Here is a 19,065-nt window from a genome sequence, read left to right on the forward strand (position 1 = left end):
TCGAATAGGCAAGGATGTGATTCAGGGCGTCACGATCGTCACGACTGTTGTGACAGTGGTGAGAGTCCCAGCCGCTCCAGAGTGTTACTAACTCTTCCACGACTTCTGAACAAAAGGCTGCTCCTCCCTAGCTGTCACTACTGCACGGAGCATTCCCAGGGTGTCTGGGATGGATCGGCGCCCTAGCGACCGTCGAACGGCTCGTCTCTTTACGGGCCGCCGTCCTTGCTCCTCGCAGTGGGAGAGTCCATTACCCATCATCTCCCGGGATCGTCACAGGCTCGAATCGCTGCAGTCCGAAATACGTGTTCAGGACGGCACCGAGGCCGATCATGACCAGCCCAAACTGGACGGTAGCCCCCAGGTACGGGATCGCTCCGAGGACCTCAATGACGACGAGGAACGCTCCGATCCCGGCGGTCGTCGCGAGGTCGGCACGGTCGACCGGCAATCGGGTCCCGATTAGGTATCCGAAGACGAGCTGCCCGTACAGAGCGACCGTCAGTAGGCCACCGAGACCGACGATACTGAGCGGGAGCAGGATGAGCGTGAACGCCATGTAGACGAACAAGACGAGCAGCGTCGTACCGGCCAGCGCGCCGACGACGCCGCTGACGATCGTGTGATCCGTGATCGAGTGGCTGACGTTCTTGAGCAGCGCCGGATGCCGCCCGACGAGCCACCACCCGACGACCGACAGGCCGAGGAACTGAACGAGAAACGTACCGACATGCCTTGCGAGCGAGTCCGAGGTCGCCTGCGGATCGAATATCGAGACCTCGCCGACGGACGCACCGCCGGCAATCGACGACTCCCCAGCGATCGTCTGTACCGTGCCAGTGACGGCTCCGTTACTGGATACCGACAAATTGCCAGCCAGCAGCGTTACATTGCCGTCGACCTCGCCGTCGATCCGCGTCGTCCCCCCGATCACGTAGACGTCGCCCGCGATGGACTCGCCGTTGGGAACGGTCGTCGTTCCGCCGGCGACGACCAGGACACCGTCGATTTCCTCAATGTCGTGGTCACCCTGAAAGGTCACCTCCATCTGATCGGTATCCGCGCCGCCGATCGAGAGGAGGAGCAACACGACGATCAACAGCGGAATGACCTCGGTCGGGTTCATGCGACAGATCCCTCCCTGGCGATCGCGATCATTCGACGGACGTAGAGGCCGACCGCGAGCCCGAACAGCAGGAGGAGCGCGAGCGCTTGAACGACGTTTAGGTGCGACAGAAGCGTCAACTCGGCCGCCTGAAAGTACAGGGCGAGGGCTGTACTGAGGAAGGTCGCGAGCCATCCGGCGACACCGATCCCGATTGCGGAGCGCGTCCCGATCGTCTTGGCGGTCGAGAGATCGGGCCACAATGCGAAGTTGAGCGTCGTGTAGAAGCTCACCGCTACCGCGTACAGCATGGGATTGAACGGCGACGTTGTCTCCTGGGCAAGTGCCGGAAACATCGTGGCGACCCGGATATCGGAGGTGTAGAGGACGTGTGTGAGCGCGAATAGCGTGAACGTCCACAGGAACAGCCGGTAGAGGCTGAAGTTGGCGTAGATGACGCCGGCCATCACTGCGCCGATAACGTGTGCAACTGCGATAAGCAGTCGCGTCGAGAACTCTGGGGACTGCCACGAACTGAGGAGAAGTGCGGGTGTATCGATGATACGGAGGAAGCCGAGGCTGTCCACGAAGAACACGCCGAACATCAATACGACGGGCACGGCGAAGACGAGACTATAGGTCCGGATGGGGTCGGGGCGACAGAACCGGCCAGGACCGATTTCGTGGTGCCGATCGTCGAGATCCGTGAGAATCCCCTCGACGAACGCTACTCGGCCGGAGACAAGCACGCCCAGCGCTACGATCCCCGGCACCATCGCGATGACCATCAGTCGGCTGAAGACGTCGATCGACCACGCGAGCGGATACGCGTTCGCGGCGAAGTACGCGATCGCCGTGATGGCAGCTGCTACGTAGCCCCGATCCTGAACAGGAACGAGATCAACGGCCAGCGAGAACGAGACGGGGAAACCGACACCGAGGCTGATGGAGGCCGCAACGATCCACGATCCAAAGACAGGGACGGTCCGGATCAACGGCGCGACGAGCGTGAGGAGGAACTGGGCGATGACGACGCCCAACAGCAGGCGGAACTTCGTCCGGAGGTCAGTGCTCCACCCGCGGCGGTCCATCGTTACGCCGGTGACGATCGCAACGACGAGCGTACACAGCGCGAGGCCCGCCATCCACGCAGAAACCGCGGTCTCTGACATGCCGACGAGACGTGTTCCCAGATCGATAAGCCCCAACTGGATGAAGGTAATGTTGTAGTAGTACCCGGCGACCATGAGGGCGACGAACAGAAGGTAACCGAAGACGATCGGCCACTGGCGTTCACGCAGGTGAGTGAACAGGCGCATACTTTGAGCTATTTCGTGGACCGGTGTACGACGGCCTTCCTAAAGAAGTGTTTCCGCAGAAGAGCGCTCTCGTATCCCTGTTCGGGCGAGTATTCGAGGATTATGGAAGCACATCAACTATTTGATATTCGCCTCTGTCTACACATCCTTTCGATTGATTGCTCCGCGAACCCTCGATATAGTGCCCTACGAGAATCATTCGAGTCCGGAGTAGCCACGATTCTGCCTAACGATCCTTCACGGCTGGTGGAGCGATACCGAGGCGCCCTTCGACGAACGCGGCGAAGTCGGTTGCGAACGCCTCGACCTCTGCCCAGTCAGTGTACTCGTAATCCCGGGATGTGTCTATGTCGCCGGTGGCTTCCCTCGCAATCTGCTTCATCATCAGGCGTTTGAGAAATCCGTACTTCGAGTATCGAAGGGCACCACCAAAGAGACCGATCCGCTCCGGATTCCAGTCCGTCTCCTCGACGAAGGCGTCGACGTAGCCCGCGGCCTCCGCGCGGCGCTCCAAATCGTCGGTCGCCGACGAGAGCGACACTTGGAAGAAGCCCGACGGACACGCATCGAGTTCGTCGCGGCGATCGTTCACGAAGTCCCGGATCGTGGATCCGTGTTTCCCGACATGGATTGACGAGCCCACCAGCACCGCGTCGTGAGATCCAACGTCGATCGAAGCCTCCTTGTCTGCGACGTCGACTACGGTCGGATCGTGACCGCGGTCGCCCAATACGTCGGCGATCCGGCTGGCAATCTTCGCTGTTTGACCTTCGCCCGTTCCGTAGGCCACGAGAATTGATGCCATGCGAAGGATATCGGTGCTGGATCGAAAAGAGTTGCTCCGACCCGGTCAGAGGTCCGACGATTCGAACCGCCAGTAGCCGACGACCAGCGGGATGATCAGCCAGACCAACAACACGATGAGGCCGATCTCCGGGCTGAGGTAGAACGGGTCGGCGTCGGTGACGCTCACCTCAACGCCGGCCGACGTCCCACCCACATTGCCCGGGGTGTCCGTCAGGCCGGGGAGCAGTGCGGTGACCGACGAGAAGTACGCTGTCGACGGAGACAGTTGCATGACCGGGAACACCCAGTCGGGCATCTGTGTGGGGAGTCGGAACCCTTCGACGACGTAGAGAACCGCCATCGGAACGACGTCCCAGAACAGTTCGAAGACGACGAAAAAGCCCAATGCCAGGGTTGTCGCGCGGGACGTAGAGCCGGTCGTCGCGGAGATACTAACCATGATCTCCGCATAGATACCCGCAAACACCAGCGTCACGAGCACGAAAATCAGGGCCGAAATGATGTCGATTCCATCGAGTAGCAGGGCGCCGAACCCGACTCCGACGAGGAGACCGACACCTAACCCGACGATAATGACGGCCGCGCGACCGAGCACCTTCCCGACGAAGACGTCTCGCCGGTTCGTTGGCAGCGAGAGCAGGAGCTTGATGCTCCCGAGTTCGCGCTCGCCGGCGAGGGACTTGTAACAGACGACGATCGCAGCCAGCGGGACGAACAGGCCGGTGAGTCCCACCGTAAACAGGATCAGTCCGTCGAAGGTCGCGCCGCCCGGCTCGCCGAACATCTCGGGGACCTCTACGAAGGCGTACGTCGAGAGCATCGAAAGCAGTACGAACACGGCGACCAGCGCCCACAGCGCTCGCGACTGCACGGCGTCCCGGAAGTCCTTCTTCGCGACGGCCAGCCAGGTCATGTCCGGACCTCCTGTTGGTCGTTCGTGTACTGGACGAACAGATCCTCGAGCGAGGATTCGACGACCGAGAAGTCCTGGATCGGGGCGACCTCCGAGTCGATGGCGTGGAGAACGGCGAACTTCGACCCGTCGGCGACCGTCACGCGGAGACGGTCCTCCTGGATCGAGGCGCTCCCCACGCCGTCGAGCATCGCGACTCGTTCTGCGACCCCATCGTCGAACTCGGTGAAGTACACGTACAGCGTCTCACCACCCTCGGTGGCGTCCCGAAGACCGTCGATGGTGTCGACGGCCACCAGTTGTCCCCGATTGATGATCGCGACGCGATCACAGACCGCTTCGACCTGTTCCATCACGTGGCTGGAAAAGAAGACCGTCGTTCCACGGGCGTTCTCCTCGCGGATGATCTCACGTATCTCCCGGGCACCGTTGGGATCGAGGCCCGTCGATGGTTCGTCCAGTACGAGCAGGTCCGGATCGCCGGCCAGCGCCATCGCGAGGACGAGCCGCTGGCGCATTCCTTTTGAGTACCCACCGGCCTTGCGGTCGGCGGCGTCAGCAATTCTGACGCGCTCGAGGAGGGCCTCCGGCGCCTCGTCGGCGTCCTTTAACTCGAGAGCGAACTCGAGGTGCTGGCGGCCCGTGAGCCTGTCGTAGACGTGGTAAGCGTCCGGGAGGACGCCCGTGCGGCGCCGGACAGCCTGCCCGTCCGACTGGGCGTCATGACCGAGTACCGTCACGCTCCCCCCGGTCGGGCGGATGAAGTCCAGGAGGATGTCGATCGTCGTCGACTTCCCGGCGCCGTTGGGGCCGAGGAAGCCGAAGATTTCGCCGTTTTCGACGGTGAGATCGAGGTCGTCGACAGCGACGACGTCGCCGAATCGCTTCGTGAGTTCGTTGATTTCGATTGCAGCCATGATTACAGTGTCTCCGTAGGTCGCGTGTCGGTGCGTTGCCGGACCATCGCGTTCACACTCATCGAGCCACCCCTCGGATGTAGGCTGTTCCCCGAATTTCCCCGCGAGCGAGAGATTCTCGGCCGAAGTACGCGACGATGGCGATGACGACGAGGAGTTGTACCGTTACCTGTGTTGCGGTGACCGTTGCTATCGCGGTTTCGTCGATGACCCCATCGACGACGAGCAGATCCGGCGCAAGTGGCAGGAGTATGTCGGCGGTGTTCGCCATCCCATGCAGGACCATCGCGAGTAGCACACTGCCTGTATTGTTGTAGACCCACCCGAGGAGAACCGACAACAGAAGGATTCCGACGAACCACCCGACCTGATTGGCAAGCGTGAATCCGGAGTGGGGGGCGATGGGGATGACAAAATACGGGAGGTGCCAGCCTGCCCAGCCCACACCGATGACGAGGCTCGCCGTCAGCGCGCTGTACCGGTCGTTCAGGTAGGGTTGTGCGAACCCTCGCCACCCTGGTTCCTCGTTCAACCCGCCGCTGACAGTCAATCCGAAGATGAATACGACGGCGATCAGCACGGACGACTGGAGGGGTTGATCGAGATCAACCGGGCCGCCGACTGCGACGAGAGCGACCGTCGTAATCCCAACGATGACTAGCGGGACACCGAAGGCCGCGGCCCACCACCGCCAGCCGACTCGCCACCGAACGGTCTGGCGCGCCCAGGCCCTGACATTGTCGTCTCGCAGCCACGTTACCACCGCGGCACTCACTGGCGGCCCGAAGCTGCCGACGTAGATGAGAATCCACGGCGTCCAATTCTCTTGCATGAATGCGGCCGGTGCCGATACAAGCCACGTGTAGGCTTATGCGCCCACGACAAACGCTATGACTGGATGATCGTCGATCCACGACCGCAGGGGGCTCGCCATTGTCAGTACTGTTCCGGACGGACCAGATAAAAGTATTTGAAATAATATGTTTTGTCAAAGACATCACGTCACCGGGTTTGAGATACGAAGTTGACACGAATCGGCGGACTGGGGGACCGGTCGCCCCACACCGAAAACGCTTCGTGATGTCCGTTCTAGTCGTCTCCAGTGGAATCGGATCTTTCGGACACCGAAGACGCGTTTTCCGTATTAGCGAGTAGCGTTCGGCTTGAGATACTGCGGACGCTCCGTGATAGTGCCGATGGGTCGCCATCTTCCTTCACGGAGTTATATAACGCGGTCGATGTGGCCAGTACATCGCAGTTTTCGTACCACCTGCACGAACTCACCGATCGATACGTCGACCACACCGACGACGGATACGTCATCTCCGATACGGGTCGTCGCGTCGTTCGATCGGTGAACGCCGACGAGTACACTCTCCAGCCCGAGTTTGAGCCGGTCGATGTCTCGACGTACTGTCCGTATTGCGCCGAAACCGACGCCGAAGCAACGTATGACGGCCAACTTGCCGCGGTCGACTGCCGTTCGTGCGGGTTTACGCTGCTCAGGTACGACCTGCGTCCAGCCCACGTTGCGGATCGAAACTCGCTGGAGGCCCTGAAGGCGGCCGATCGTCAAATGCGCGCCGAGTACGGCTCCGCACTTGTTGGCGTTTGCCAACGCTGTGGTGGCTCTATCGAAACCGAACTCGTCACGGGTGAGGACGCCGACCCCGCGACAGCCATCCTTGTGTGTGACTGTCGGTACTGCGGTACATTGATTTCCGCCCCCGTATCGATCGCGATCCTCCACCACCCCGACGTAATTTCGAAGTGCCTGAACGAGACGGTAGATACGATGGCGACCCCAATCTGGCAACTGTTCGAACTCGTGTCGGCGTGGGACGTCGTCCTCGACGGACCGAACGACGTGGCAGTGGTGAGAACGGAAATCCGGCATATTAGAATCGACGCTCGTGCCGATTTGGTGATACGGGTACGCGACACTCCAGCAGAAGATCTAGCTTATACTGACCGCTGAAACATGCACCCCGGGTTCGGGTATCCACTACCCAAGAGAGTGTCATACAACAGTTCTCACATCCCGGTTTTCGCTTCCTCTATTTGTTCAGCGTATATGCATACTGAACGTCCAAGAGATTATAGCAACCGCAGCCATCGAGTATTATATGGTGAGGTGGCTTCGAATATGGACCAAAATATACCACTACCACTGGCCAGTTATCGGGTTTTGTGGCATGATAGCGACAGTCGTATTATCTAGTCCGGGAGAATACTCCATTTCCGTCGGCCCATTACAGTTGGACATGTTCTATATTACACTCGTCTCGTTCGGACTGCTATTCGCTCTCTCAGCAACCGATGAGTATAACCCAGAAGACTATGGGCTTAGTTCGTCGAATTCTGAAAAGTGAGTTTCCTGTACCAAGCGCGAGATTCACCTGTAGCGCCAATGAAATCAAATCTCTTGCGAACTGTTCTATGACACCCTATACCCAAACTAAATGGCTCTACTCCTGTTTTCCATTGAACACGAAGTACCGAGTGGTATACCGTTTAGCGTTGGCTCTGATGGGTGTGACGCTGCTATCGTCTACTCACGAGTCGAACTTCATTCCCGAACCAACGGGATGACATAGACCACCACGCCGGCTACGATCCCGACGCCGACCATCACCGGGATTGACAACACGTCGCGACTCGGCCCAAGGTTCACATACCTCGTTGCGAACATGACCAGTATCGTGAGCCCGAACGTTCCGTACACGCTCACCGCTCGGCGGGCATTCACGTCCAGATTGTCGAACGAAACCGCAAGCCCGATCATGACGACCAGCCCGGCCAGCAATCCGAGCGGGACCCCGACGATCGCGGAAAACTCGACCCCCAGAAGTTTGATCACTAGAACGGCGACCACCACGAACGTCGTAATCCCGGCGCCAACCGCTGTGAGGAGATGCCGAGAATTCATCGCCAGGTGTTCAGGCAGGTGTGAGATAAAACCCGAGCCCGTTCTTACCCGCAGGACTGGTACAGGAGACTCTTCCATTAGTAGATTGATGTCATGATCGGCGTAACAGGTACGAGGGGAACGATCGAATAATGGCTATGAGAGAACAGATGCCTCCATCTAAAGTGTCCGTCCCACGCCCGTACGTCCTTGCATCGATCGCCACGCTGTTGCTGACGATGGTCGCAACCGGGGTGGGGCTGTTCGTCCCCGACTTCTATCGCGACGCACCATCGCTCCTCCCGCAAGTTTACGGCCAGGACCTGTTGACGCTGGTCGTCGCTGTACCCGCCCTGGGGATTTCGCTGTATTTCGCCGTCCGCGGATCGCTTCGGGGGTACGTCGTTTGGCTGGGTGTGACCGGCTACCTGCTCTATACCTACGCCTCGTACTCGTTCATGACGGCATTTAACGAACTATACCTCGTGTATACGACGCTGCTCTGGCTGACCCTCTTCACCTTCGTCGGCGGGATGGTCCGCCTAGAGGCGACTGCACTGAAGCGAACGATCGGTGAGACGCATCGTCAAGCGTATATCGGATTTCACCTGCTGTTGGCCATCCTAACCGCCGTTCTCTGGATATCGGAGATTCTTCCAGCGATCGGTTCGGGAACGGTCCCGCCGAGTATCGCCGACGCCGGCCTTCCGACGTCCGTAATCTACTCGTTCGATCTCGGTATCATCATTCCTGCGTTCGTACTCACTGCATATTGGCTGTGGAAACGTCGTCCGTATGGATACGCGTTCACTGCCGTCCTTCTCGTAAAGGTCGCCACGCTCGGCGGGGCCGTGCTGGCGATGGCTCTCTTCATGATCCGAGACGGGCAAGCTGTTCCTCTCCCTCAAATCGTTATCTTTGGAGCGCTGACGGTTAGTAGCGTGCTCCTGTTAGGTCGTCTTTTCCTTTCGATCCCGTCGAAAGCAGGGGAACCTCAGAAGGGATACTAGTGCGGTTTCAAGTCTGAACTACGAGAATCAATCGAGAGACGCTGTATCGCATGCATATAGCGATTTTGAGAACGGCCTCGGCTGCCGGCAGACCGGAGCAGAGTTCAGCGAATACCTCTCCCGAAGTCACTCCCACGTGAGATCGTTGGTTGTAGAGCAAGCTTCATGGAGTGACCGGTCATAGCTGCGTACAAGCTGTTTCCTGCATGCAACGACTGAATGCACTCTTTGGGCCTGTCGAGCGATATGCGGATGCCGTTTCTCCCAGAACCCACGGTATCGTAGCTGCTGTATCGTTTGCCACTTTTGTCGGAGTCATTGCTCTGGGCGAATCTTCAGTAGACGATTCTTGGCTCATACTTGTCTCTATTAGGTTGATACGGTTATAGATCTCTCGACAGAGAGTTAACCACATAACGGATAGAAAACGAGAGTGACCAATGGTTGCCGATCCTCGAGAGTACGATAAAGACATTGAGGTGGTAGTTGACGGTCGCTCACGGCGACGGTTCGGGATCGATACCGACCGTGGAACGGTCACGCGCTTTGTCGTTCAATTCGAGTACCGAACTGATTCCGCTGAGGACGAATGGGCTACCGTCGTCCGATACCATCACGATAGCGAGGGGAGCGATGAAGCCACCCACGACGTCACACCCTCACGTTGGCGTCCAAATGGGCTCAGATAGCGATCTCACCTTGATGCCGCCATTCGTTTATATGTCATTGCATATAATAAGACAGTGTCTGAAATAGCGCAACAAGATATAACGATCTGCATCGATGCCTATCCCGAGGCGGATACCAGGGTCTTTCGCATTGGGGCCGCAGACGATATCGTCCGGCTCTTAGCCGATGCCCACGACGCGGAGTTCACGATTCCTGAGCTCGTCGACGCAACGGATGTAACTCGGTCGACGGTTTGGCGGGCTGTCGACCTCTTGGACACTATCGGCGCCGTTCGAATTCGAGAGACGCCACAACGAAACTACGTTTCGATCGACCCGGACCGTCTCCAGAAGGACGATCCGATACTCGCGATTCCACAATCGGAGTACCACGCTCCAGTTCGAGCCTTTGTGACCACCGTTCAGGAGGCGGTCGCTAATACAGACGATGTCGACGACCTCCTCGGTATCATTGTATTCGGAAGCGTCGCTCGGGGTGAGGCTGACCGTCAAAGCGACATTGACGTCTTCGTGGTCATTGAGGGTGATCGAACGAGTGCTCGGCGTGCTGTCACGGATGTTGTTGCTGATCTCCGTGACCAACGGTTCGATGGTGACCGGTTTGAATTCGAGCGGTACGTGGAATCCGTCGAAAATGCGCACCGGGCTCGTTCAAAACTCCGTGAGATCTTCACAGAGGGGCTTACCATGTATGGCACTGAGCGCTTGCACTCGCTCCGGAAGGAAGTGATGGCTAATGACTGATTTTCTCTCTGATTCCAACAAGAAATCATGATTTCTGAAATCTAGATTTCCAAAATCGAGGGTTCTATTTGTGAGGACGTGCTCCTGGATATATGGGACGATTCGTTGATCGGGACGTCGAACTCGATCAACTGACGGACTGCTACGAGTCTGAGACGGCAGATTTCGTCGTGATCTATGGACGACGCCGTCTAGGGAAGAGCGAACTCGTCCGTCAGTCCATCGCTGAGCGGGACGATGCCGTCTACTATCAAGCAGTCGAGTCAACGGCACAAAACCAGCGTGAGCAGTTCGTGGAGACAGCGACTGCAGAGTTTTCCTCGCTTCGGAACGTCCGCCGTGATTGGGAGGCGCTCCTCGAAGCGCTCGGTGGGGAAGATGCAGTCGTCGTTATTGATGAATTCCCATTCCTCATTGAGGAAGACGAGTCACTTCCGTCTCGGCTCCAACGTGTCTGGGATCTCGAGTTACAGGAGACTGGGATGACGCTTGTGCTCGTCGGCTCTTCAATTAGCGTCATGGAGGACAAGGTACTCTCGGGGAGTGCGCCGCTGTATGGGCGACGAACAGCCACAATCGATCTCAAACCACTCTCCGTCACCGACGCACGGCAATTCTTCCCGGAATACGACCCTGAAACCGCTCTCACCGCATGGTCGATCTACGGCGGGACACCATACTATCTCCAGACCATCGACCCTGACCGAGAGTTGGCACAGAACGTCCAGCAGTCGATCCTGTCGGAACGTGGACTCCTGTACTCCGAGCCAGAATTCCTGCTCCGAACTGAGCTCCGGCAGCCGAACACGTACTTCAGTATCCTCCGTGCACTCGCCCACGGACGCCGCGCTCCAAACGAAATTGCAGGAATGGCCGGCATCGAGTCGGGCTCACTCAGCACGTACCTTCAGAAGCTCCGCCGACTCCGCCTCGTCGAACGCCACATTCCCGTGACGGAATCACCGACTTCATCGAAACGCGGCCGGTATCGGATCGCCGCCCCGCTGTTCCGGTTTTGGTTCCGATTCGTCTACGGCACCCAAGATCAGCTTCGGATGCTCGACGAAAACGCGTACGAAGAACTCGTCGAACCGGAACTCGCGGATTACGTGAGTCCGCTGTTCGAACGACTCTGCCAGAATGCGCTCCCAATTCTCGTCGACCGACAGTTCCAGAACGTCGGGCAGTGGTGGTTCAAAGAACACGAACTGGATGTCGTTGGTCTGACAGCAGAGGGACTTGTCGCTGGAGAGTGTAAGTTCACCTCCCACCCAGTCAGCGAAGGTGTCCTGTCTGATCTTGAACGGACCGCGACGAACGTGCGGTGGTCGGAGAGACCCGCAAACGGAGAGCCGCTATACGTGCTGTTCAGCCGTTCGGGATACACTGATGACCTTGAACAGGTCGCTGAAAGACGGGATGACGTCTGTCTCTTCAATCTGTCCGACGTAGTCACCTAGAACAGTCGACTATATTCTCCTCCGACCATCCAATAGATCCATATAGAAAAATTACAGAAATTATAAAAATTCATCTCGGCGGTCAGTATCGGATCCAGTGATGTCTGCAGACAATCGGGGCATCAGGACTGTCGTATCGCGACGAAACCTCGTCAAAGGAGGCGGTGCAGCACTCGCCGTTGTCGGCCTCAGTGGTACTGGCGCCGCATGGCCGGACTGGAAAGATGACGACAGGGAGGATGAAGAAGATAGAGACGAAGCGGACGACTGGGGTTGGGAACGCACTGGAGGCGTCCGAATCACGGCCCACCGTGGGTACCGGGATGTCTTTCCACAGAACACGGTCGCTGCCGTGGCGGGTTCGACCCGACTCGGAACTGATCGGATCGAGATCGATCTCGTCGCAACGAGTGATGGGGAGATCGTCGTCTTCCACGACGCGGCCCTGGACGATCTTACCGACAAATCGGGACTCGTCGGCGAGACGCCGGCTGAAACGGTACTTGAGGCCGACGTGCTTTCCTCTGGAGAGACGATCCCGACCCTCGAAGAGACCCTCGAAGCGGTCCGGCCGCCGGTGATGATGAACCTCGAATTCAAGGAGTCAGGTCCGCTTTCGTGGAGGGAATTCGCTGAGCGGACGCTCGACATTGCATCCGGCTATCCTGGCGACTACTACGCGTCCTCGTTCGATCCTGACGCGATCCGCGCCGTGCGCGAGGTCGACTCGAGCGTCGCCGTCGCGCCTATCTTCGGCGGCAACGTTGCCGGGAATCTCGAGATTGCCCGCGAACTCGATGCCGAAGCACTGAACGTCTCGACTGGTGCCCTTGACCGAGACCTTGTCGAGACTGCCCATGACGAAGGCCGGGACGTCAACGTCTGGACGATCGATAGCTGGCGGGAAGCAAGCGAGCCCCTCGAACTGAGCGTCGACGGGCTGATCGCCGATTACCCGAACATGGCGACGTTTGCACTGACGAAGTCCCACCACGATAAGCCGGGTCGGGGCAACCGTGGTCCGTTCGAGTAAGAGTCATATGATGGAAGAAGGCACTGAGGGGGTAGCATATTATCGCATCGAGGAAGGTGCCGAGCCGAGAGAGTGGGTGATTGAGCAACTGGAAAACAAGCATGGCGACGTAGAAGCGACTCAAGTTTGATTGGCCCCCATCTTCTTTGACGCCGTTCCTGTCCCTGTTTCACCTCAAATTATCTCAGATCGCACGACTGAACCCAAGCCTACTGTCCGGTATCACATCGGGCTCAAACCCGATGGATACCGACTATTCGAGGGCGACATCAGGGTCATCACTTGGGGTACATCCTGGGAGAGCGGCATACCACCAATAGCGACCGAACACACGATCGTCGAGAAATCCCACTGATCTTCATAGTCTCCAATACTCCAACTAATTCAAAGATATTGTGGCCGAGTGTCCTTCCCAGATATTTTCGGAACTGGTCTCCGGATTCCCCTATAACGTCTGAAAACGTTCGGTAGAAACCGGTAGGCTTGCGACTCTACGAGTCGATGGATTCGATCTGACCGCGAATTTCACCGGCTGGATACTTTTCAGTGTGAACGTTAACGTAGGCTGCGTGCTCTTCTAAGGCCGCTTCTGCCTCTTCGATGCTGGCACCCTCCCACTCATTAACCAAGTCGTCCTCGGTAAGTGTGCCTTCGGCAAGCGTTCCAGAGAAGAAGCCTTCGTTCAATGCGGGTTCCATACCTTCTTCAGGGTAGAGCCATGCGACGACCGGACCGTCTTCATCTTCAGCACCGAGATGGATATGTGCCTGAGTGACGTTACAGATGCTATCAACGGTTAATTCGTAGTGTGCATCCACTTCGCCGTCATGCATATCGACCGTGAACGCTGCCTTTCCTGATGCATCCGTCTCTACGCCGTGAGCTTCCCCCGAAAGGTGCGCTTCGAACTCATGGGGGAAGTGCTCCGTCGATTCTTCGTCTTCTGTCGTCTCTTCTTCGGACTCTTCCTCCTCTTCGGATTCTTCGCCAGTGTCCGTCTCTTCTGATTGGTCCTCTTCCTGCTCTTCAGAGCTGTCTTCCTCGCTCTCTTCTTCGGATTCGTCCTCAGTTTCAGAGTCGTCGTCGTTCTGGGACTCTTCTTCTGTCTCCTCACTCTCCTCAGATTCATTGGATTCCCCATCGTCTCCGCCATCATCCTGTGGGGGCTCGGGCTCTGGTGGTTGAATCTCGCCGTCACTGGTTGCAATGACCTCGCCTCCAGGAGAGAGGAACGCGATTACGTCCGGGTTTTCATCATTGATTCGGCCCTGATCGTAGCTTGCGATCTGATAGTCGTACTCAACGTCCGAAATCTCTGTTGACTGGAACCCAGTCCAAACAACCAACTGCGCGTCTGCTTCGATCGTCACATCCTGATCGAAGGTATCAGTCTGTGTCTGTTCATCAGCGTACTCCCAGTCGAGTTGGTATCCACCCAGGTCAACTGCTTCATTCCCGATGTTCTCGAGCACGACAGTCTCTTCTTGGGGGTTCACCCCGGCGATGCGCACTGGACTCTCGTGTCCATCCGCAATGACCCGTGATCCGGTGGCGAGAAGTCCGGTAAGTCCGACGCCCGTTCCGACCAGCATTGACCGACGTGATATGTCACGTACCATACTGCAGCTAGAGATATTATCATCACACATAAAAAGGTGGCTATAATTCAGTCTGGCATGAAAGTAGTATGAATAATAGTAAATTACTATGAAACTGGGGTTCTAAACCTGATGGAGGCCAAATAGTTGAGGATGACGTCTGGTCATTACCTGTGGTACACCCTGGAAGAACGACGACACCGCCACTGGCGATCGAAAGGACCGAGAGACCCCCCCCCCACGATTCTATCTGTCGGTGTCGTCTAGCTGATACTGAGCGCAGAGGGGCTGCGTGGAGCCTGTGTGACCATGGCCCGAAAGCCCGGTGGTGCAAACCAATGGGCGTTGATGATGGACATGGGCACAGGAACCGCACCTATTCCTTTATCTCCGAGAGATAATTCGCTAGCCCGTGGTATCCCGCTTAATCTGCTCAGTCGACGATAGCAGTCACGGAGCGATCCGTCGCGAAGGGTTCTCCGGCGAATCCGAATCTCCACCTCGTCCGACCTTGTGCAACAGAAGACCGTGGTGGAGGGTCCGATGTTGCACAAGGCTGCCCAAATCGAATTCTGTTGGCGAGGAATCCCCTCTCAAGATAGTGGAAACGTGGTGTCACCTGGACTGGTCCAGATTCTCGCCCCGATAGGGTAGGCCACGCAAGAAGAACTTTCACTCTCCGACTAAGATCCGACCGTATGGCCGACGAGCGTCGGATGACGACGGATCGCTTCTTCGGAGGCGTTGAAAAACGACTCGAGAATCTCCGGTCCATGCTCGCATTCGTCGATGAGGCCACTCCTGACGAACCTGCACTCCGGAACTGGCTCACATCCAATACAGCCGCAGAGAGCGAGTCCACGATCACAACGTACGTCGGCTTCCAGCGCTCGATTAGTCTCCTCACCAGCCAAGACGCCCAGTACCACCCAACAGCTCGTGGCGCAGCGTTTGCAGAGACCGGTGATCCGGAACTCGTCTTTGAGGCGCTTCTCGACAACGTCGCTGGCTTCGAAACGATTCTCCAGACACTCGACGCCCAACCGACTACTGCCACGGAAATCCAAGCACACCTCCGAGAGGCATACCCCGAGTATCAACTCCCGGAGGCAGTAGTGGGCAGACACCTCGAATGGCTCCGTGCACTCGATACGATCGAACAGAACTCACAGAGTGACCATTACGAACTGACGGCGTTCGGAACCCAACTCCTCCGCGAAACGATCGACCAGACACCGGCCCTCGACGATCTCGAGATCGGCAGCACATACGACCGCGTCGACCTTCACGACACGTACGGTGGGGCACGATATCGTGGGATTGCCCCCTCCGCCGAGCATCCCTACCTCTTCTTATTCACAGGTGATTCCGGCACGGAGCACGGGTACAAGGACGAATTTCGTGGTGATACGTTCATCTACACCGGCGAAGGCAGGACAGGCGATATGGAGATGACGGGTGGGAACAAAGCGATCCGTGACCACCAGGAGGATGGCCGTGATCTCCACCTCTTCGAGAACAACGAGGAAGCGTGGAGCGTCACCTACCTCGGGCAGTTCGAGTGTGTCGATTGGTTCGAAGAACAGCTTCCGGACACTGATGGGAACCGCCGCAGAGCGATCCGATTCAAACTCGAACCGGTCGAGAACACAATCGAAGTCACAGACACCGATCTCGAAGAACTCGATACGGCTGACCTCTACGAAAGGGCTACGGGAGCAGCGACATCCACCGGAGAAAACACCCCACAGGATACGACCGAAACGACACGAACTAGCTACACCAGATCAGACGTCGTCAGAGAATACGCCCTTCGCGTTGCTGATGGCATGTGCCAGGGCTGTGGGAATGAGGCGCCATTCCTCAGGACCGACGGTGAGCCGTTCTTAGAGGTGCATCATCTCTACCGCCGCAGTGATGGTGGTCCTGATCATCCCGATAACGTGGTTGCTCTGTGTCCGAACTGCCACCGACAAGTCCACCACGGCAAAGATGGCGACGAATTCAATCAGAACTCATCTCAGGAGTGGAAGGCAAGTAGTATGATCGTGAGAGTGCTGTTATTCGCCGCCAGTGCTCTACTCAAAGGAAAAATCAGCCGAACAGGTACATCAATCGGCTCTGACACACTCGGTCTTGGCCCGCATCGGCCACAAGAGCCATTTAGATTGAATTACCACATCTGTGTGCAATGGCAACAGTCAACGTCGTCGAAGGCGTTCGGTATGGACTCGATTTGATCGTCTACATCTTCATCATTGGCATCGCAACCGGAATCGGGATGATCCTGGGAATTGCCCTTGGGATGGTAGACAACATCGTTATCACGCTCATTGGCTCCCTTCTCGGACTCGCCAGTTTCCTGGCGTTCTATGCTGGGATGATGGGGATCCTCTACAAAGTCATCGCTGACGGCGTCTCTGTCGGCGTCCAAGCCGCGAACGAACCGTCAACGGACCCCGAGACAACACTCTCCGGTCGCGACTGATTGGCTTCCCTCCGGTCCTCTACGCCGGCTGTGTGTTATCCAATTGTCAGTGTCTTCGTGTCTAATCGACGAAATCAAACGAGTGATCTGACTTCTGTGTCTGCGACAGCGTTATCACTCCGACTGGGCGACCTATAGATATGACTCTCGAGCAAAACATCCGAGAACTAGAAGAGCGCCTCGGAATGAGTCGGAGCGAGGAAGTCGAAGAGGCCGGCCGGACCGTCGCTCGCCTCCAGGACTAATTCTCACTCGAGGTCTTTGAGTTCGTCCACGAGTTCGTGTTTCGTCAGTCCGTTAGAACCAAGCAACTGGTAGAATATGTGCATGATCATGACATCTTTAGAGGAGTATTGACCGGATGAGCTTCGCTTCTGCTCGTCGAAGATGTTCCCCAACCGTCCCCCGCGAGAGTCCAAGTTCAGTCGCTACGTCTCGTTGTGTTGCCCGACGAGGGATATCATAGTATCCTGCGGCGAGTGCTGTCCGGAGGATTTCGTTCTGCCGGTCCGTGAGTTTCCCCGCTGGGGAACCCATGTCGGGGTGATATTCTCCCGTGCGTTCGAGGGTTACATCTACCTCGTCAGAGAAGCCAGCGATCAGTTCCTGAAGTGCTGTCTCTTCGCCAAAGAGCGTGACTTGTAATCCAGTATCAGTCTCCCGTATCGGCCAGTCGATACTGATCGGTTCGGTATCGATGCGTTCGAGAAGTGCGATTTCAACCTCACTAGGCTCGTAGTGCATATACGCCAGCCACGTCTCACCACTGGTCACAGTGACAGAGATGACCTCAGGTAACTCATTCTCTATCGTTGCGAGTGACTCAGCATCACCTCTGAACTCTGCGATTCCAACAACGGTGCCATCATCGAGCAGGTTGATGTAGTGTATTGCTTCCTGAGTCGCGACGAGCGTGCCATCGATCCAGACCTCTCGCGGATCGGTGAGGCCTCTCTGGAGTCGCTGGTCGTTCGTTGACCCGATGTGTTCTTCCAAAGAGAGAACGACGGTACTGTACCTCATTCTCGTCAGTGTTCACCACCTCAGTTGAGCTGTTGGATCCGTCTCGAGGCAATCCCCAGAAAGAAGCGCTCGTGCTGATCTCACACCAGGTGGGACACTACGTTCACTGATAAAGGAAGGGTGCATGCTCGGCACCACACTCGTGGGTACACGGTTGCTATTCCTCTCTGATGAAGAATCAACGTATCCCCAGTTGGAACGTAAAAGCAGCTGTATTGTCGATCCTCGGCGTCATTGTTGCTCTTCTTGGGACGTTATGGGCCGTTCAAGGCCTCGGACTCGTCCAGATAGACCCGATCCTGTGTATCGAAGACTGCGAATCAATCACAGGACGGTCAGTACAGTGGTCGGTGATTGGTACGATAACGGTACTCGTCGGCACTGTCATCATCTGGGTAGGGCGACAACACCTCTATCGATGATCGAGGTCTACCAACCAACGAATGAAAACCCAATACTACACCGCAACGAGTATCGACGGGTATCTCGCTGATGAGGACAACTCGCTTGACTGGCTCTTCCAGTTCGGAGCGATGGAGGAGATTGAGGGTGTCCAAGACGACTACCCGCAGTTCGTAGAACAGGTTGGTGCAGTAGCCATGGGATCGACGACGTATGAGTGGCTCCTCGAGCACGAACACCTGCTGGAGGACCCGGACCAATGGCCCTATGAGGTCCCGGTTTGGGTGTTTAGCAGTCGGAACATACCGCTAGTCGATGGGGCGGACATCCAGGTAGTCCACGGGGATGTTGCGCCCGTTCATGCGGAGATGGTCGAGGCAGCAGGTGGCAAGAACGTCTGGCTCGTCGGTGGCGGTGATCTGGTCGGACAATTCCACGATCACGGTCTCCTCGACGAGATTATTGTGAGCGTTGCTCCTGTCACGCTTGGTTCGGGGGCGCCACTCCTGCCTCGTAAGATCGTCACCCCACCGCTGAAACTCGTGGGTGTGGAGAAACAAGGCGATATCTTTGCGGTGTTAACCTATGAGGTCCAACACTCCAGTGAAGAGTGAACTTCCTCATCCAATTCGATCGCTCCTTGAAGGCG

17 protein-coding genes are annotated in these 19,065 nt (G+C 57.2%); 8 read left to right on the forward strand and 9 right to left on the reverse strand.

Annotation, left to right across the window (positions count from 1 at the left end; genetic code table 11):
- Positions 1-250: 250 nt before the first annotated feature.
- From DVH23_RS17245 to DVH23_RS17270, 6 genes are all read right to left on the reverse strand, one after another.
- The gene (locus tag DVH23_RS17245; protein ID WP_114578660.1) at positions 251-1,126 is read right to left on the reverse strand and encodes a polymer-forming cytoskeletal protein; all 876 of its coding nucleotides are present in this window, start codon (positions 1,124-1,126) and stop codon (positions 251-253) included.
- Positions 1,123-2,424 carry an MFS transporter gene (locus DVH23_RS17250; protein WP_114578661.1) on the reverse strand — a complete coding sequence of 434 codons (1,302 nt, stop codon included), beginning with the start codon at positions 2,422-2,424 and terminating at the stop codon, positions 1,123-1,125. The genes DVH23_RS17245 and DVH23_RS17250 overlap by 4 nt, the downstream gene beginning before the upstream one ends.
- Positions 2,425-2,650: 226 nt before the next feature.
- A complete protein-coding gene (locus tag DVH23_RS17255; RefSeq protein WP_114578662.1) occupies positions 2,651-3,229 on the reverse strand; it encodes a flavodoxin domain-containing protein in 579 nt (192 codons plus the stop codon).
- 45 nt (positions 3,230-3,274) lie between these two features.
- Positions 3,275-4,144 carry an ABC transporter permease subunit gene (locus DVH23_RS17260; protein WP_114578663.1) on the reverse strand — a complete coding sequence of 290 codons (870 nt, stop codon included), beginning with the start codon at positions 4,142-4,144 and terminating at the stop codon, positions 3,275-3,277.
- On the reverse strand, positions 4,141-5,061 hold the full coding sequence (locus DVH23_RS17265) for an ABC transporter ATP-binding protein (protein ID WP_114578664.1): 921 nt from the start codon (positions 5,059-5,061) through the stop codon (positions 4,141-4,143). Before DVH23_RS17265 ends, DVH23_RS17260 begins: the two co-directional genes overlap by 4 nt.
- A 58-nt stretch (positions 5,062-5,119) precedes the next feature.
- Complete coding sequence (locus DVH23_RS17270; RefSeq protein ID WP_114578665.1) at positions 5,120-5,893, reverse strand: CPBP family intramembrane glutamic endopeptidase; 774 nt, start codon at positions 5,891-5,893, stop codon at positions 5,120-5,122.
- A gap of 270 nt (positions 5,894-6,163) precedes the next feature.
- Here DVH23_RS17270 and DVH23_RS17275 point away from each other — a divergent pair, with 270 nt between their 5' ends.
- A complete protein-coding gene (locus DVH23_RS17275; RefSeq protein ID WP_114578666.1) occupies positions 6,164-7,039 on the forward strand; it encodes a helix-turn-helix domain-containing protein in 876 nt (291 codons plus the stop codon).
- A 591-nt stretch (positions 7,040-7,630) separates the two neighbouring features.
- Here DVH23_RS17275 and DVH23_RS17285 read toward each other — a convergent pair.
- Positions 7,631-8,068, reverse strand: a complete 438-nt coding sequence (locus DVH23_RS17285) for a hypothetical protein (RefSeq protein WP_157972466.1) — start codon at positions 8,066-8,068, stop codon at positions 7,631-7,633.
- Between the two features lie 71 nt (positions 8,069-8,139).
- Between DVH23_RS17285 and DVH23_RS17290 the strand changes: the two genes are divergently transcribed.
- The 4 genes from DVH23_RS17290 to DVH23_RS17305 all read left to right on the forward strand — a co-directional run bounded on the left by DVH23_RS17290 (position 8,140) and on the right by DVH23_RS17305 (position 12,905).
- Positions 8,140-8,979, forward strand: coding sequence for a hypothetical protein (locus DVH23_RS17290; protein ID WP_114578707.1), 840 nt, complete (start codon positions 8,140-8,142; stop codon positions 8,977-8,979).
- Between the two features lie 743 nt (positions 8,980-9,722).
- A complete protein-coding gene (locus DVH23_RS17295) occupies positions 9,723-10,412 on the forward strand; it encodes a nucleotidyltransferase domain-containing protein (RefSeq protein WP_394342642.1) in 690 nt (229 codons plus the stop codon).
- 92 nt (positions 10,413-10,504) lie between these two features.
- Positions 10,505-11,872 (forward strand): ATP-binding protein, encoded by a 1,368-nt coding sequence (locus DVH23_RS17300; protein WP_114578669.1) that lies wholly within the window; start codon positions 10,505-10,507, stop codon positions 11,870-11,872.
- A gap of 100 nt (positions 11,873-11,972) precedes the next feature.
- Positions 11,973-12,905 (forward strand): glycerophosphodiester phosphodiesterase, encoded by a 933-nt coding sequence (locus DVH23_RS17305; RefSeq protein ID WP_114578670.1) that lies wholly within the window; start codon positions 11,973-11,975, stop codon positions 12,903-12,905.
- 491 nt (positions 12,906-13,396) lie between these two features.
- Here the strand turns inward: DVH23_RS17305 and DVH23_RS17310 are convergent, their stop codons facing one another.
- Positions 13,397-14,524 (reverse strand): CHRD domain-containing protein, encoded by a 1,128-nt coding sequence (locus tag DVH23_RS17310; protein ID WP_198667980.1) that lies wholly within the window; start codon positions 14,522-14,524, stop codon positions 13,397-13,399.
- Between the two features lie 677 nt (positions 14,525-15,201).
- Here DVH23_RS17310 and DVH23_RS17315 point away from each other — a divergent pair.
- Positions 15,202-16,743 (forward strand): HNH endonuclease, encoded by a 1,542-nt coding sequence (locus tag DVH23_RS17315; protein WP_232833804.1) that lies wholly within the window; start codon positions 15,202-15,204, stop codon positions 16,741-16,743.
- Positions 16,695-16,991: a hypothetical protein gene (locus DVH23_RS17320; protein ID WP_114578672.1), complete on the forward strand. Its 297-nt coding sequence runs from the start codon at positions 16,695-16,697 to the stop codon at positions 16,989-16,991. Before DVH23_RS17315 ends, DVH23_RS17320 begins: the two co-directional genes overlap by 49 nt.
- 342 nt (positions 16,992-17,333) lie before the next feature.
- Here DVH23_RS17320 and DVH23_RS17325 read toward each other — a convergent pair whose 3' ends face one another.
- A complete protein-coding gene (locus DVH23_RS17325; protein WP_114578673.1) occupies positions 17,334-18,014 on the reverse strand; it encodes a helix-turn-helix domain-containing protein in 681 nt (226 codons plus the stop codon).
- 443 nt (positions 18,015-18,457) lie between these two features.
- Between DVH23_RS17325 and DVH23_RS17335 the strand changes: the two genes are divergently transcribed.
- Positions 18,458-19,030: a dihydrofolate reductase family protein gene (locus tag DVH23_RS17335; protein WP_114578675.1), complete on the forward strand. Its 573-nt coding sequence runs from the start codon at positions 18,458-18,460 to the stop codon at positions 19,028-19,030.
- Positions 19,031-19,065: the final 35 nt, after the last annotated feature.

The sequence above is a fragment of the Saliphagus sp. LR7 genome (genome assembly GCF_003344565.1).
In the GTDB taxonomy this organism is placed as follows: Archaea; Halobacteriota; Halobacteria; order Halobacteriales; family Natrialbaceae; genus Saliphagus; species Saliphagus infecundisoli.